The organism is Corynebacterium sp. MSK006, assembly GCF_030232385.1.
Classification (GTDB): domain Bacteria; phylum Actinomycetota; class Actinomycetes; order Mycobacteriales; family Mycobacteriaceae; genus Corynebacterium; species Corynebacterium frankenforstense_A.
The window spans coordinates 84,145-97,412 of record NZ_JASPJZ010000005.1 but is presented as its reverse complement, the minus strand read 5'-3'; the positions used below and the strand labels follow the sequence as shown (position 1 = coordinate 97,412).

The 13,268-nt window shown below is 71.4% G+C and carries 15 protein-coding genes and 1 tRNA gene; 10 read left to right on the top strand and 6 right to left on the bottom strand.

Annotated elements, in window-relative coordinates; translation table 11 throughout:
* The first annotated feature begins 40 nt into the window (after window positions 1-40).
* Window positions 41-114 (top strand) — tRNA-Leu (locus QQA02_RS04755).
* Window positions 115-138: 24 nt separating this feature from the next.
* On the opposite strand, the gene QQA02_RS04750 is transcribed toward QQA02_RS04755, so the two are convergent.
* Window positions 139-801 carry an Ltp family lipoprotein gene (locus tag QQA02_RS04750; protein WP_284863441.1) on the bottom strand — a complete coding sequence of 221 codons (663 nt, stop codon included), beginning with the start codon at window positions 799-801 and terminating at the stop codon, window positions 139-141.
* Between the two features lie 300 nt (window positions 802-1,101).
* Here QQA02_RS04750 and QQA02_RS04745 point away from each other — a divergent pair, with 300 nt between their 5' ends.
* Window positions 1,102-1,971 (top strand): Bax inhibitor-1/YccA family protein, encoded by an 870-nt coding sequence (locus QQA02_RS04745; protein WP_284863440.1) that lies wholly within the window; start codon window positions 1,102-1,104, stop codon window positions 1,969-1,971.
* A 108-nt stretch (window positions 1,972-2,079) separates the two neighbouring features.
* Here QQA02_RS04745 and QQA02_RS04740 read toward each other — a convergent pair whose 3' ends face one another.
* From QQA02_RS04740 to QQA02_RS04730, 3 genes are all read right to left on the bottom strand, one after another.
* The gene (locus tag QQA02_RS04740; protein ID WP_284863439.1) at window positions 2,080-2,532 is read right to left on the bottom strand and encodes a hypothetical protein; all 453 of its coding nucleotides are present in this window, start codon (window positions 2,530-2,532) and stop codon (window positions 2,080-2,082) included.
* Window positions 2,533-2,583: 51 nt separating this feature from the next.
* A complete protein-coding gene (greA, locus tag QQA02_RS04735) occupies window positions 2,584-3,105 on the bottom strand; it encodes a transcription elongation factor GreA (RefSeq protein ID WP_284772863.1) in 522 nt (173 codons plus the stop codon).
* A 181-nt stretch (window positions 3,106-3,286) separates the two neighbouring features.
* A complete protein-coding gene (locus tag QQA02_RS04730; RefSeq protein WP_284863438.1) occupies window positions 3,287-3,733 on the bottom strand; it encodes a DUF4307 domain-containing protein in 447 nt (148 codons plus the stop codon).
* A gap of 169 nt (window positions 3,734-3,902) precedes the next feature.
* Here QQA02_RS04730 and mca point away from each other — a divergent pair, with 169 nt between their 5' ends.
* The 5 genes from mca (at window position 3,903) to QQA02_RS04705 (ending at window position 8,152) form a co-directional block, all read left to right on the top strand.
* The gene (gene mca, locus QQA02_RS04725; RefSeq protein ID WP_284772865.1) at window positions 3,903-4,817 is read left to right on the top strand and encodes a mycothiol conjugate amidase Mca; all 915 of its coding nucleotides are present in this window, start codon (window positions 3,903-3,905) and stop codon (window positions 4,815-4,817) included.
* Between the two features lie 92 nt (window positions 4,818-4,909).
* Window positions 4,910-5,254, top strand: coding sequence for a hypothetical protein (locus QQA02_RS04720; RefSeq protein ID WP_284863437.1), 345 nt, complete (start codon window positions 4,910-4,912; stop codon window positions 5,252-5,254).
* A gap of 325 nt (window positions 5,255-5,579) precedes the next feature.
* On the top strand, window positions 5,580-6,695 hold the full coding sequence (locus tag QQA02_RS04715) for a 3-deoxy-7-phosphoheptulonate synthase (RefSeq protein ID WP_284863436.1): 1,116 nt from the start codon (window positions 5,580-5,582) through the stop codon (window positions 6,693-6,695).
* Between the two features lie 11 nt (window positions 6,696-6,706).
* The gene (locus QQA02_RS04710) at window positions 6,707-7,480 is read left to right on the top strand and encodes an isoprenyl transferase (RefSeq protein WP_284772867.1); all 774 of its coding nucleotides are present in this window, start codon (window positions 6,707-6,709) and stop codon (window positions 7,478-7,480) included.
* Between the two features lie 144 nt (window positions 7,481-7,624).
* Complete coding sequence (locus QQA02_RS04705; RefSeq protein ID WP_284772868.1) at window positions 7,625-8,152, top strand: flavodoxin domain-containing protein; 528 nt, start codon at window positions 7,625-7,627, stop codon at window positions 8,150-8,152.
* An 84-nt stretch (window positions 8,153-8,236) separates the two neighbouring features.
* On the opposite strand, the gene coaA is transcribed toward QQA02_RS04705, so the two are convergent.
* Window positions 8,237-9,163 (bottom strand): type I pantothenate kinase, encoded by a 927-nt coding sequence (gene coaA / locus QQA02_RS04700; RefSeq protein WP_284772869.1) that lies wholly within the window; start codon window positions 9,161-9,163, stop codon window positions 8,237-8,239.
* Window positions 9,164-9,270: 107 nt separating this feature from the next.
* Here coaA and glyA point away from each other — a divergent pair, with 107 nt between their 5' ends.
* Together glyA and QQA02_RS04690 are read left to right on the top strand one after the other, a co-directional pair.
* Window positions 9,271-10,563: a serine hydroxymethyltransferase gene (gene glyA / locus QQA02_RS04695; protein WP_284772870.1), complete on the top strand. Its 1,293-nt coding sequence runs from the start codon at window positions 9,271-9,273 to the stop codon at window positions 10,561-10,563.
* 104 nt (window positions 10,564-10,667) lie between these two features.
* Window positions 10,668-11,909: an alpha-amylase family protein gene (locus QQA02_RS04690; RefSeq protein WP_284772871.1), complete on the top strand. Its 1,242-nt coding sequence runs from the start codon at window positions 10,668-10,670 to the stop codon at window positions 11,907-11,909.
* Window positions 11,910-11,928: 19 nt separating this feature from the next.
* On the opposite strand, the gene QQA02_RS04685 is transcribed toward QQA02_RS04690, so the two are convergent.
* Window positions 11,929-12,339 carry a DUF5997 family protein gene (locus QQA02_RS04685; protein ID WP_284772872.1) on the bottom strand — a complete coding sequence of 137 codons (411 nt, stop codon included), beginning with the start codon at window positions 12,337-12,339 and terminating at the stop codon, window positions 11,929-11,931.
* Window positions 12,340-12,363: 24 nt separating this feature from the next.
* Here QQA02_RS04685 and QQA02_RS04680 point away from each other — a divergent pair, with 24 nt between their 5' ends.
* Window positions 12,364-13,173: a type 2 periplasmic-binding domain-containing protein gene (locus QQA02_RS04680; protein WP_284772873.1), complete on the top strand. Its 810-nt coding sequence runs from the start codon at window positions 12,364-12,366 to the stop codon at window positions 13,171-13,173.
* The last annotated feature ends 95 nt before the right edge of the window (window positions 13,174-13,268 follow it).

Genomic DNA, 13,268 nt, shown 5'->3' with positions numbered 1-13,268 from the left:
CGTTGCTAGGATTGACCGGCGCCCGTGCGGGGCGCCCACGGCCCCCATGGCCCAATTGGCAGAGGCAACGGACTTAAAATCCGTGAGTTCTGGGTTCGACTCCCAGTGGGGGCACCGTCTGCGCGTGCGGCGTCACCGTCAGAGATTGTCGACGGCGTACTGCGCCTCCTCGGGGGTGAACTTCTCGCCGTACTCGCTGACCAGCTGGTCGTAGATCGCGTCCGTCGACATGGCCATGGTCTCCTGGTAGTTGCGCGCCTTGGCCAGGGCGTTGGCGTTCCAGTCGGCTTCGACGTGGTCCACGGCGTACTGGGCGGCCTCGGCGGGGAACTGGCCGCCGTACTCGCTGATGAGCTGGTCGTAGATGCCGGCCTTGCTCATGTGCAGCGTCTTGGCGTACGACTTCGCCTGGCGCAGCGCGTTCTTGCCCTGCTCCGGCACCGCCTCGTCGGCAGGCTGGGAGTCGGCCTCCGGGGACGCGGCGTCCCCGGCGCCGAGCGCCGCGGCGTCGGTGTCCACGTCGGCGGCGGTGTCGGCGAGGCCCGTGGTCGGGTCCGCGGCCTCGACGTCGTCGGCGGCCGCAGCGGTGGTCTCGGAGTCGGCCGGGGACGAGGACGTCCCGGTCGAGTCGTCGCCGAGGCCCATGCCGATGCCGGCCAGGACGACGAGGATGATCAGCCAGACCCACCAGCGCTTGTACCAGGGCTTCGCCTCCTTCACGGGCTGCTGTGCGAGGACCGCCGGGGCGCCGCCGGGGTAGTTCGCGCCGGGGTGGACCGGAGTCTGGGAGGGCTGGGTCATGGTTTTCCTTTCCGGAAAGTGGGGGCGGTCCCTGTGACCGCCACGCACACAACCTGGGAGAGGGCCGGGACAGAACTGTCCGCCCGCTAGGAAAGGTGTTCGAGTCCCGACCGCGATCGCCAGCATGAGCGGCGGAAACGTGAGAGACTCCCGTCTGGGCCCGGCGGCGGGGAACTTCCGCGGGGGCCGATGCGTTGAACAAAGTGGACGCGCCCGGAGGGCGCGCGCGAACACACGTAAATCACACGAAGAAGACGACGTCGCACAACAGGCGACACCGACGAAAGAGAGGACCGCGGAGTGCGCAGTTCCAACCCCGTCATGCGGAACCTCGGCAGCGACTTCAACCGCAACCAGTCCGCCGGGGCCTACCAGCAGGGCTTCCAGAATCAGTTCGACAGCTACGGCGCCCAGGCCGGCCAGGACCGCGGTTACGGTCAGCCGGCCTTCGGCGGCCGTCAGGGATCCGAGCGCCCGATGACCGTCGACGACGTGGTGACCAAGACCGGCATCACCCTCGGCGTGATCGTGCTCTTCGCCCTGATCAACTTCGGCCTGTCCTTGGTCAACCCGGGTCTGGCCCTGATCCTGACGGGCGTGGGCGGCATCGGCGGCTTCATCACCGTGCTGGTCCACTCCTTCGGCAAGAAGTTCGGCTCCGCGGCGGTCACCCTGATCTACGCCGCCTTCGAGGGCCTGTTCGTCGGCGGCATCTCGCTGGTCTTCGCCGGGATGTTCAGCAGCCAGGGGATCGACGCTGACGCCGGTGCCGCCATCATCGGCCAGGCGGTCCTGGGCACCATCGGCGTCTTCATCGGCATGCTCTTCGTCTACAAGACCGGCGCCATCAAGGTCACCCCGAAGTTCCAGCGCATCGTCACCGGCGCGATCGTCGGCGTGGCCGTGCTGGCCCTGGGCAACCTCCTGCTGGCCCTGTTCACCGGTATGAACCCGCTGCGTGACGGCGGCATGCTGGCCATCATCTTCTCCCTGGTCTGCATCGTCCTGGCGGCCCTGAGCTTCCTGCAGGACTTCGACCTGGCCGACGAGCTGGTGCGCGCCCAGGCGCCGCAGCAGATGGCCTGGGGCGTGGCACTCGGTCTGGCTGTCACGCTGGTCTGGCTCTACACCGAGATCCTGCGTCTGCTCAGCTACTTCAACCGCAACTGACGCAGACGGCCCCCGGGGCCGGAACCCGCCCCGGGTAAGCGAACCGCCCGCAGGAGTTGATCTCCTGCGGGCGGTTTTTCCGTCGGCGCCGTAAGGCGCCGCACGCGCTTAAGGGGTGACGGTCTCGCCGTCGACGGTGACCGTCGTGAAGACGGTGGCGCCGGCCTCGTTGGCGGTCGGCTCGGAGAGCTCGACGTCGACCTTCTCGGAGCCGCGGGTGCCGGTGCCGGTGGCGCCCTCGGCGGTCCACTCGTCCCACTGGACGCCGGTCACGCGGTCGTCGAGACGCACGCAGTCGAGGGTGAGGGTGGCCGGCTCGGTGACGGGCGCGGCCTGGCAGTCGGCGTAGCCCGGCAGCTCGGCGGCGGCCGCGGAGGTGGTCGCCGTGGCGCTGCTCGTCGCGGAGCTGGCCGCGGTGGCCTGGCCGGCGGGCGCCTCGGTGGCGGTGTCGAACTTCTTCTCGGAGTCCTGCTCGTTGGGCGGGGAGCAGGCGGACAGCGCCAGGCCGGCGGCGAGGGCCGCGGCGCTCAGCGCGCCGAAGCGGCGGAGGGAACGGTTCATGGGAGGCTCCTTGGGGTCGTGGGGGAGGGGGTTACGGGAAAGTCCCGGGCCTTAGCTCTGACGCGGGGTGGCGGCCTTGATGGAGTCGTAGGGGGCGGCCGACTCGATGGTCACGGAGATGGTGCGGCCGTTCGGGGCGGTGTACTCGCGGGTCTCGCCCTCGCTGGCGCCCAGGATGGCGGCGCCGAGCGGGGACTGCTCGGAGTAGGTCTCCAGGTCCTTGTTGTCCGAGGCGGCGGCGCGGGTGCCGATCAGGAAGGTCTCCTTGTCGCTCTCGTCGCCGTTGTAGTAGACGTGCACGACGCAGCCGACGTTGGCCACGCCCTCGACGACGGCGGAGCGCTCGGTGGTGGAGTTGGCGAGGATCTCGGAGATCTTCTTGATGCGGGCCTCCTCCTGGTCCTGCATCTCACGCGCGGCGTCGTAGCCGGCGTTCTCCTTGAGGTCGCCCTCCTCGCGGCGCTCGTTGATCTCGGCGGCGACCACGGGGCGGTGGTCGATGAGGCTCTGCAGCTCCTCCTCGAGCTTCGCCTTGGTCTCGGGGGTGATGTACTGCTGCTGACCGTCTGCCATGCGTGGCGTCCTTTCCGCTTTGCGAATCCTCGTCGGCCCGCCGCGCGGGGCTGCTCCCGCGGCGCGGGCGGGCCGTCACACACCACCCGCGGCCTCCCCGCCCGTGGCCCCTGCCGGGCCGGGGCGGTGAAACCGCAGGTCAAATGCGCACTAGATGGTGCCCGATCCTAGCACACGGGTGCTAGTGCTCCAGGAAGGCGGGCATGTTCGTGGAACAGCCGTAGACGCTGCCCGAGACCGGCAGGTCACGGGTGGTGATCTCGACGTCGATGCGCTGCGTCTCCGGCCCGCCGGCGGGGATGACGACGTCGCGGCGACCGACCTCGGCCTTGTCGTAGTTGAGCGCGGTGACGATGCAGTAGGAGGGCTTGTCGACGTCGTCGCGGGTGACGTCGATGCTCATGGCCAACGTGTCGTCCTCGACGCGCTCGAAGTTCGTCATCGAGGCGGTGACGTCGGCGTCCTCGCGCTGCGAGATGAACTGGGCGAAGAGGACGACGGTGACGATCGCGACGAAGAGGACGGCGAGGATGAGTGCCCGGCCGGTCCTGCGGTTGGACTTGTCGACGGGTCGGCGCGCGGCCCCATAGCGCTCGGCGGGGCGGGTGAACTTGGTCGAATCGGACACGGTGGTCGCTCGGGCCTCCTCGGCGCGGGATCGGTTCAGGGGCGCGGTGACGGCGGGCTCGCGCACCCGCGGTCACCGGTGGCGGTGCCCTCATCGTAGCCTGCCGCGTACAGTGGGTAGTCTTGTAAGGTTCCCCCGAGACCCACCCGCGAAAGGAAGGGATGCACCGGTGAGTGCCACCCGGCTTCTGGCCATCCACGCCCATCCGGACGACGAGTCGTCCAAGGGTGCGGCGACCCTCGCCCGCTACGCCGACGAGGGCCACCCGACGACGGTGCTCACATGCACCGGTGGGGAACGCGGCGACATCCTCAACCCGGCGATGGACCGCCCGGGGATCAAGGAGAACATGGTCTCGGTGCGCCGCGAGGAGATGGCCCAGGCCGTCGCCGCGCTCGGCGTGGACCACGTCTGGCTCGGCCACGTCGACTCGGGCCTGCCGCAGGGCGACCCGCTGCCGCCGCTGCCGGAGGGCTGCTTCGCCCTCGACGACAGCGAGGAGGTCACCCGCGAGGTGGTCAAGGTCATCCGCGAGCTGCGCCCGCACGTGATCATCACCTACGACGAGAACGGCGGCTACCCGCACCCGGACCACCTGAAGGTCCACGAGGTCTCCATGAAGGCCTGGGACAAGGCCGGCCGCTCCGACTACGCCCCGGAGCTGGGCGCCCCCTGGGCACCGCTGAAGCTGTACTACACGCACGGCTTCGTCCGCCAGCGCCTCGAGCTCTTCCACAACCTGCTCATCGAGCAGGGCCTGCCCAGCCCGTACGAGCCGATGTTGGCCCGCTGGAAGGCGCATGACGCCGACATCATGGCGCGCGTGACCACCCAGGTGCGCTGCGACGACTACTTCACCAACCGCGACGCCGCCCTGCGTGCGCACGCCACCCAGATCGACCCGGCCGGCGCGTTCCTGGCGACCCCGCCCGAGGTGCAGGCGCGCCTGTGGCCCACCGAGGAGTTCGAGCTCGCCCAGACCCGTGTGAGCACCGACATCCCCGAGGATGACCTCTTCGCCGGCATCTCCGACGACGTCGCGGAGGCTGACGCCCAGGAGGCCGCGGCCCGCGCCCGGCTCTGATCCTGGCGCCCGCGGAGACTAACCTGGAATGAAACCGGGCGCATGTGCGCCCGCCCGGAGACTGACCCGGGGACCGACTAGAGGAAAGGCGGATGACGCCCGTGACCGGATTTGCTGCCGCTGCCCCGGCGTTCAACGCCGCGCTGGCCGGCGCCCGCGCGGACTTCGGCTACCTGATCGTGCTCGCCCAGCAGGAGAAGGGGGGACCGCTCGGCCCGGAGTTCGGCAAGGCGTCCCCGGTCGGCCTGCTGGTCATCGTGGCCCTGCTGGCCGCGGTGCTCTTCATCGGCTGGCGTTTCTACCGCCGCTACGCCCGGATGAACCGCCGCATGATGTTCGCCGAGCGCCACGGCATCGACCCCTTCGACGAGAAGGCGATCGACGAGGCGATGGCCGAGGCCGGTGTGCTCGACCGGTCGAAGAAACGCTGGCTGTAGGCTTCGCGCTCCTCGGCGCGCTGCCGCGCCGGCGCGCGGCCCCGCGGGATTCCCGCCCGAAAACGCCCCCGGCCGCCCGGCCGGTGTGCTAGCGTCGGGCCCATGACGCAGACCAGGCGATTTTATTTCGGCGAGGCTCCAGGAGTGAGCCGCGCCGCAGCGTCGGCGCCCACCCCCTGATAAGGCGCAGCCCTGGAGCAGCAGCACTTCCGCCACCCGGCGGGAGGGCTGCTTTTTTGTGTCCTGACCCCCTTTCCACCCCGCCACCGCCCGTACCGCGCGAACCACAGAATCCGCGCGGGCCTCACGAACCAGGAGCCACCCCATGAGCAGCCCGGTCTCCCTCGACCACCCGGCATCGACGACCAACCGCCGCGTGCTGGCCTTCCACTCCCTGCCCAGCCCCGCCAAGATCCAGTCCGAGCACCCGCTCGGCGCTCGCGCCCAGGCGCAGGTGGAGCGCGACCGCCAGGAGATCGCGGACGCCTTCGCCGGGGAGGACGACCGCCTGACCGTGATCGTGGGCCCGTGCTCGATCCACGACCCGGTCGCCGCGCTCGACTACGCCAACCGGCTCAGCCCCCTGGCCGCGCGGCTGTCCGACGAGCTGAAGATCGTCATGCGCGTCTACTTCGAGAAGCCGCGCACCACCGTCGGCTGGAAGGGCCTGATCAACGACCCGGACCTCAACGGCACCTTCGACATCCCGCGCGGGGTGCGCCTGGCCCGCCAGGTCCTCACCGAAGTCGTCACCCTGGGCCTGCCGGCCGCCTGCGAGTTCCTCGAGCCCAACAGCCCGCAGTACTACTCGGACGCGGTCGCCTGGGGCGCCATCGGCGCGCGCACCACCGAGAGCCAGGTGCACCGCCAGCTGGCCAGCGGCATGTCGATGCCCATCGGCTTCAAGAACGGCACCGACGGCAACGTCCAGGTCGCCGTCGACGCGGTGGCCGCCGCCGCGCAGCCGCACACCTTCTTCGGCACCACCGACGACGGGGAGCTCGCCGTCGTCGAGACCGCCGGCAACAACCACTGCCACATCATCCTGCGCGGCGGCACCGGCGGGCCGAACCACGACGCCGGCGCCGTCGACCGCGCCCTGCAGCGGCTCTCCGACGAGCGGCCGAAGCGGCTGATGATCGACGCCTCGCACGCCAACTCCGGCAAGGATCACGTCCGCCAGGCCGACGTGGTGCGCGACATCGCCGCCCAGGTCACCGCGGGCGGGGCCCACGGCTCGGCGATCGCCGGGATCATGATGGAGTCCTTCCTGGTCCCCGGCGCCCAGAAGATCGACCCGGCGCGGCTGAAGGCCAACGGGGGAGAGGGCCTGGTCTACGGCCAGTCGGTCACCGACGCCTGCATGGGCATGGACGTCACCGTCGACCTCCTCGGCGAGCTGGCCGCGGCGGTGCGCGCCCGTCGGGCGGCGCGCGACTAGACTCGGATGGCGTGAACTTCTCCCCGCGCAGGCTGCTCTACCCCCTCTACGAGCGCCGTCTCGAGCGCGAGCTCAAGGGGCTGCCGCAGCCCCGGCACGTCGCCGTGATGTGCGACGGCAACCGCCGCTGGGCCCGGGAGGCCGGCTTCGACGACGTCAGCCACGGCCACCGCGTCGGGGCGAAGAAGATCGGCGAGATGGTGCGCTGGTGCGTCGACACGCAGGTCGAGATCATCACGGTCTACCTGCTGAGCACCGAGAACCTGCGCCGCGAGCCCGAAGAGCTCACGATGCTCTACGACATCATCGCCGAGGTCGTCGCCGAGCTCGCCCAGAAGGAGAACAACTGCCGGCTGCGCCTCGTCGGCCACCTGGACCTGCTGCCCGAGGCGATCTCGCGCCGGCTCAGCGACGCCGCCGCCGAGACCGAGGGCAACGACGGGGTGACCGTCAACGTCGCCGTCGGCTACGGCGGGCGCCAGGAGATCGTCGACGCCGTGCACGCGCTCATCGACGAGGAGGTCGCCGCCGGCACCCCGGCCGAGGAGCTGGCGGGCAAGGTCTCCGTCGAGTCGATCTCGCACCACCTCTACACCCGCGGCCAGCCGGACCCGGACCTGGTCATCCGCACCTCCGGCGAGCAGCGCCTCTCCGGCTTCCTGCTCTGGCAGGCCGCCTACTCGGAGATCTGGTTCACCGACACCTACTGGCCGGCCTTCCGCCGCATCGACTTCCTGCGCGCCCTGCGCGAGTACTCCAAGCGCTCGCGCCGCTTCGGCCGCTGACACCGGCCGCGCCGCCGCACCGGCCCCGCGCCGCTGCCCACGGACCCACCGGTAGCCTGGGCCTTGACCGTCGCCCCGCCCGCGGGGCCGGCCTCCCGTCCGATCTCTCCGCACCCGTCGCCCTCCAGGAGCGCTGATTCACCCATGCCCGCAGCCGACGTCTTCTTCACCACCACCTACGGCTCCACCCGCCGCTACGCCGAGGAGCTCGCCGCCCGCCTGGGCACCGTCGCCCGCCCGCTCGACGAGGCCCGCGCGGCCGACCTGAGCGCCTCGCAGGCCCCGCTGGTCATCGCCTCGCCGACCTTCGGGCCCCAGGTCGAGGCCGCCGACTTCCTCGCCGACGCCGAGATCGGCACCCGCCCGGCCGCCGCGGTGGCCGTGGGCATGTCGCTGCCCGCCTCCGCCCGTGAGCGCGACCAGATGGCCGGCAAGCTGCGCGACCGGCCCGGCATCGCCCGCTTCTACCTGCCGGGCAAGCTGTTCTACTCCGAGATCAGCCGCGCCCACCGCGCGGTGATGTGGGGCGTGATCCGCGCGCTGAAGGCCAAGCCGCGCAAGTCCGACAACGACCGCGCGATGATCGCCGCCTACGACCGCGACGTCGACCAGGTCGACTTCTCCGAGCTCGACCCCATCGAGGCGTGGGTGTGCGCCAACGCCACGCACTGACGGGGAGATTGACGACGCCGCGCCCCGACGCTTCGCGGTTCCCCGCGGCGTGGGCGCGGCCACGGCTTTCCGGGCCGTAGAGCCTCAGAGCTTGCGCAGGCGCACCCGGGTGACCTGGTGGTCGTCGCCCTTGCGCAGCACCAGGGAGGCGCGCACCCGGGTCGGCAGGATGTTCTCGACCAGGTTGGGCAGGTTGATCGACTGCCAGATCTCGCGGGCCTCGGCGACGGCCTCGGCGTCGGGCAGGCCCGCGAAGTGGCGGAAGTGCGCGCCGGGCTTGGTGAACTCGGTGGAGCGCAGCGCGAGGAAGCGCTTGATGTACCACTCCTCGATGGTGGCCGTGGGCGCGTCGACGTAGACGGAGAAGTCGAAGAGGTCGGAGACCATCAGCGTCGGCCCGGTCTGCAGCACGTTGAGTCCCTCGAGGATGAGGATGTCCGGGCGGCGCACCGTCTGCACCTCGTCGGGCACCCGGTCGTAGAGGCGGTGGGAGTAGACGGGCGCCTCGACGGCGGGCATGCCGGACTTGACGTCGGTGACGAAGCGTAAGAGCGCGCGCCGGTCGTAGGACTCGGGGAAGCCCTTGCGGTTCATCATCCGGCGCCGGCGCAGCTCGGCGGCCGGCCACAGGAAGCCGTCGGTGGTCACCAGGTCGACCCGCGGGTGGGAGTCCCAGCGCTGCAGCAGGACCTGCAGCAGGCGGGCGGTGGTGGACTTGCCCACGGCCACGGAGCCGGCGACCCCGATGATGAAGGGCACGTGCTGGGCCTCGGCGCCGAGGAACTCGTCGGTGGCGGCGGTCAGGCGCTGGCGGGCGGCGACCTGCAGGTGGATCAGACGGCTCAGCGGCAGGTAGACCTCGGCGACCTCGCGCAGGTCGATGTTCTCGCCGATGCCGCGCAGGGAGGCGACCTCCTCCTCGGTGAGCACCTGCGGCATGGCACGACGCAGCTTCCGCCACTGTTCCCGGTCGAAGTCCAGGTAGGGACTGATGACGTTGCTGCGCGACATGGCCTACATCTTGCCAGGGAGGGTGCGGGTGGGTCGTCGCGGGGCGGGTCTAGACTGTGAACCGTCGCACTTGACCGTAGACAGGAACGAAAGGCCCGTCAGCCCCCATGACCGAAGACACCCGCCTGCAGCCGCTCTCGACGCTGGACCCCGACGTCGACGCCGCGATCCGCGCCGAGCTCAACCGCCAGCGCACCACCCTGGAGATGATCGCCTCCGAGAACTTCGTGCCCCGCGCCGTCCTGCAGGCGCAGGGCTCGGTGCTGACCAACAAGTACGCCGAGGGCTACCCCGGGCGCCGCTACTACGGCGGCTGCGAGCACGTCGACGTCATCGAGGACCTGGCGCGCGAGCGCGCGAAGTCCCTCTTCGACGCCGACTTCGCCAACGTCCAGCCGCACTCGGGCGCCCAGGCCAACGCCGCGGTGCTGCACGCCGCGGCCCGCGCCGGCGACACGATCATGGGTCTCTCGCTGGCCCACGGCGGCCACCTGACCCACGGCATGAAGATCAACTTCTCCGGCCGCCTCTACAACGTCGTCGCCTACGAGGTCGACCCGGAGACCATGCGCATCGACATGGACAAGGTCCGCGAGCTGGCCCTCGAGCACCGCCCGAAGGTCATCATCGCCGGCTGGTCCGCCTACCCGCGCACCCTCGACTTCGCGGCCTTCCGCTCCATCGCCGACGAGGTCGGTGCCGTGCTGTGGACCGACATGGCCCACTTCGCCGGCCTGGTCGCCGCCGGGCTGCACCCCTCGCCGGTGCCGCACTCGGACATCGTCTCGACCACCGTGCACAAGACCCTGGGCGGCCCGCGCTCCGGCATGATCCTGACCAAGCAGAACTGGGCCAAGAAGATCAACTCCGCGGTCTTCCCCGGCCAGCAGGGCGGCCCCCTGATGCACGTGGTGGCCGCGAAGGCCATCGCGCTCAAGATCGCCGCCACCGAGGAGTTCAAGGCCCGCCAGGAGCGCACCCTCGAGGGCGCGCGCATCCTCGCCGAGCGACTGACCGGCGAGGACTGCCGCGCCGCCGGCGTCGACGTGCTCACCGGCGGCACCGACGTGCACCTGGTGCTCGCGGACCTGCGCGAGTCCAAGCTCGACGGCCAGCAGGCCGAGGACCTCCTGCACCAGGTCGGCATCACCGTCAACCGCAATGCCGTGCCCTTCGACCCGCGTCCGCCGGCAGTCTCCTCCGGCCTGCGCATCGGCACCCCGGCGCTGGCCACCCGCGGCCTGGACACCAAGGCCTTCGAGGAGGTCGCCGACATCATCGGCACCGCCCTGGCCGCAGGCGAGAACGCCGACGTCGAGGCCCTGCGCGCCCGCGTGGCCAAGATCGCCGAGGACTACCCGCTCTACGATGGGTGGGAGAACTGGAAATTCAGCGACTAGAGGCCGCCTGAGTCGCCCCGGGAACCGGGGCGGCACCCGCAACGGGGCGGCACCCGCCCAGGGTGCACCGCGCGGCGTCGCCAAGCGGAAACGGAGAGCAGACCGTGAACCTCGACTACGCCATCTGGTGGCACGTCTACCCCCTCGGCGCCTGCGGGGCACCCGTGCGCGACCGGGACGGCGACGACGCCGCGCCGCGGCTGCGCCGCCTGGAGCCCTGGCTCGACTACGTCGTCCGGCTGGGCTGCAACGGGCTCTTGCTCGGCCCGATCTTCGAGTCCGTCGCGCACGGCTACGACACGCTTGACCACTACCGCATCGACCGGCGCCTCGGCGACGAGGAGGACTTCCGCCGGCTCATCGAGGCCGCCCACGCCCGCGGGCTGGACGTGATCCTCGACGGTGTGTTCAACCACGTCGCCGCCACCCATCCCTTTGTGGACGGGGGCGGTCCCGTGCGCCGCGACGCCGGGGGCGACGTCGCCGGCTGGGAGGGCGACGGCACGCTGGCCGAGCTCGACCACTCGGACCCACGCACCGCGGACTTCGTCGTCGACGTCATGCGCCACTGGCTGGACCGGGGGATCTCCGGGTGGCGCCTCGACGTCGCCTACGCGGTGCCCACGCAGTTCTGGGCGGAGGTCATCGACCGGGTGCATCAGACACACCCGGACGCGAAGTTCCTCGGCGAGATGATCCACGGCGACTACGCGGAGTTCGGCCTGGCCTCGCACCTGGACACGGTCACCCAGTACGAGCTGTGGAAGGCCGTGTGGAGCTCGCTGAAGGACGCGAACTTCTTCGAGCTGGCCCACGCGCTGGGCCGCCACCACGACTTCTCCGCGAAGCTGCTCATGCAGACCTTCGTGGGCAACCACGACGTCGACCGCATCGCCGGCACCGTCGGCGACGCCGGCGCGGTGCTCGCCGCCACCGTTCTGTTCACCGTGCCCGGGCTGCCGAGCGTCTACTACGGCGACGAGCAGGCCTTCCGCGGCGCGAAAGGGGAGGGCTGGGGCGCCGACGACGCGCTGCGCCCGCCGCTGCCCGGCACCCCGGAGGAGCTCTCGGGGCTCGGCCGCTGGCTCTACCCGGTCTACGAGGCGCTCATCGCGCTGCGCCGGCGCCACCCGTGGCTGACCCGCGGCGAGATCGAGGTCGTCGACACGGAGAACACGCGCCTGGTCTACCGGGTCACCGGTGCAGCCGACGGCGCGGAGCACCGCGCGGACGTGGAGCTGACGGTCTCCGGGCCGGTGCCCGAAGACGCGGACGCGCCGTACCCGGAGGGCACGGCGCGCGTCACCGTCGACGGTGAGGTGGAGTTCGCCTGGCCGCGGCGCTAGGCGCGGCCAGGCGGCGGGGTCAGTCCTCGTCTTCGGCCGGGGCCTCGGCGTCGTCCGCCGGGGCCTCTTCCTTGGCCTCGCCCTCGCCGCGGGCGGCCTCGCGCTCGGCGCGCAGCCACTCGGGCTGGTCGGCGAGCAGCGCCTCGATCTCGGCGGTGGTCAGGGGTCCGGCGGAGTCGTGCCGCTTCAGCGCGGCGATGGTCACGCCCAGCTTGGCGGCGACCACGGGCCGCGGGTGCGGGCCCTTCTCGCGCAGCTCGGTCAGCCACTGCGGCGGGTTGTGCTGCAGTTCGCGCAGCTCCGCGTGGGTGACGGCGTTGTCCTGGAACTCCTGGGGGGTTGCGGGCAGGTAGACGCCGAGCTTGCGCGCGGCGGTCTGCGGCTTCATCGCCCGGCCTGAGGGGCGGCGTCCGGCCAGTTCTTCGCTCATGGGCCTCACGGTAGCATTACCGCCATGTTGACCTTGAGTTTCGCCACCGGTTGCGAGCCCGGCAAGTGGCTGCGCCGCTACCGGCAGACCACCGCGCACGGGGGAGTGGAGGCCGCCGCCTCCGACGACCCCGTCGCCGAGGTGCTCGACGGCCGGGTCACCCTCGCGCTGGTGCGGCTGCCCGACCCGCGTGTCGAGGCCGCGCTCGAGAGCCTGCACAAGGTCGAGCTCTACGACGAGGCCCCGGGCGTGGCGGTGCCCAAGGACAGCGTCTTCGCCGAGCTCGGCGAGGAGGTGTGCCCCGCCGATCTCGAGGGCGAGACCGTGCACTACCGGCCCGCCGCCGACGGCACCGTCGACATCGCCCAGGTGCGCACCATGCTGCCCGTCGTCGGCGCGAACGTTGGCGTGGTGCTCGCGCCGCGCCCGGTGCTCAAGGTCCTGGCCAAGCGCCAGGTGGTTCCGTTGACGCTTGCCGACGCCGCGCAGGCCGGCGTGGTGCCTACCCGCGTGGCGTTGGTGTGGCGACGTGAGGCGGACTCGGACGCGGTGCAGGACTTCGTCGGCGTGGCCAAGGGACGCACGGGCAACTCGACCCGGCGCGCCAACCCGCGCGGCGGGCGGGGGAGCAGCGCGGGCGGCGCCCGGGACGACAAGGCGGGCAAGGGCGCCAAGGCCGGGAAGAAGGGCACCAAGGCCGGGAAGGCCGGTAAGGGCGGAAATGACAGGAAGGGCAGGGGCCCCGGGAAGTCCGCCGGGATCGGGGGACGCCCGGGCCGCGGCCGCGGCGGTCGGGGCGGACGTGGCGGGCGCGGGGGCCGCGGGAGGCGCTGAGCGGAGGCACCGCGGGGCGGATGCACGGGCACCCCGCCGGATCACGGGAGTGTCACAGTTGTCACCCACGGTGGCACGGGGACGGTCACATGACG

Bases quoted from the DNA above. Each gene is read 5' to 3' on its own strand.
- QQA02_RS04750 (WP_284863441.1), bottom strand. From the start codon at position 801: ATGACCCAGCCCTCCCAGACTCCGGTCCACCCCGGCGCGAACTACCCC.
- QQA02_RS04740 (WP_284863439.1), bottom strand. From the start codon at position 2,532: ATGAACCGTTCCCTCCGCCGCTTCGGCGCGCTGAGCGCCGCGGCCCTC.
- greA (WP_284772863.1), bottom strand. From the start codon at position 3,105: ATGGCAGACGGTCAGCAGCAGTACATCACCCCCGAGACCAAGGCGAAG.
- QQA02_RS04720 (WP_284863437.1), top strand. From the start codon at position 4,910: ATGACGCCCGTGACCGGATTTGCTGCCGCTGCCCCGGCGTTCAACGCC.
- QQA02_RS04715 (WP_284863436.1), top strand. From the start codon at position 5,580: ATGAGCAGCCCGGTCTCCCTCGACCACCCGGCATCGACGACCAACCGC.
- QQA02_RS04705 (WP_284772868.1), top strand. From the start codon at position 7,625: ATGCCCGCAGCCGACGTCTTCTTCACCACCACCTACGGCTCCACCCGC.
- coaA (WP_284772869.1), bottom strand. From the start codon at position 9,163: ATGTCGCGCAGCAACGTCATCAGTCCCTACCTGGACTTCGACCGGGAA.
- glyA (WP_284772870.1), top strand. From the start codon at position 9,271: ATGACCGAAGACACCCGCCTGCAGCCGCTCTCGACGCTGGACCCCGAC.
- QQA02_RS04685 (WP_284772872.1), bottom strand. From the start codon at position 12,339: ATGAGCGAAGAACTGGCCGGACGCCGCCCCTCAGGCCGGGCGATGAAG.
- QQA02_RS04680 (WP_284772873.1), top strand. From the start codon at position 12,364: ATGTTGACCTTGAGTTTCGCCACCGGTTGCGAGCCCGGCAAGTGGCTG.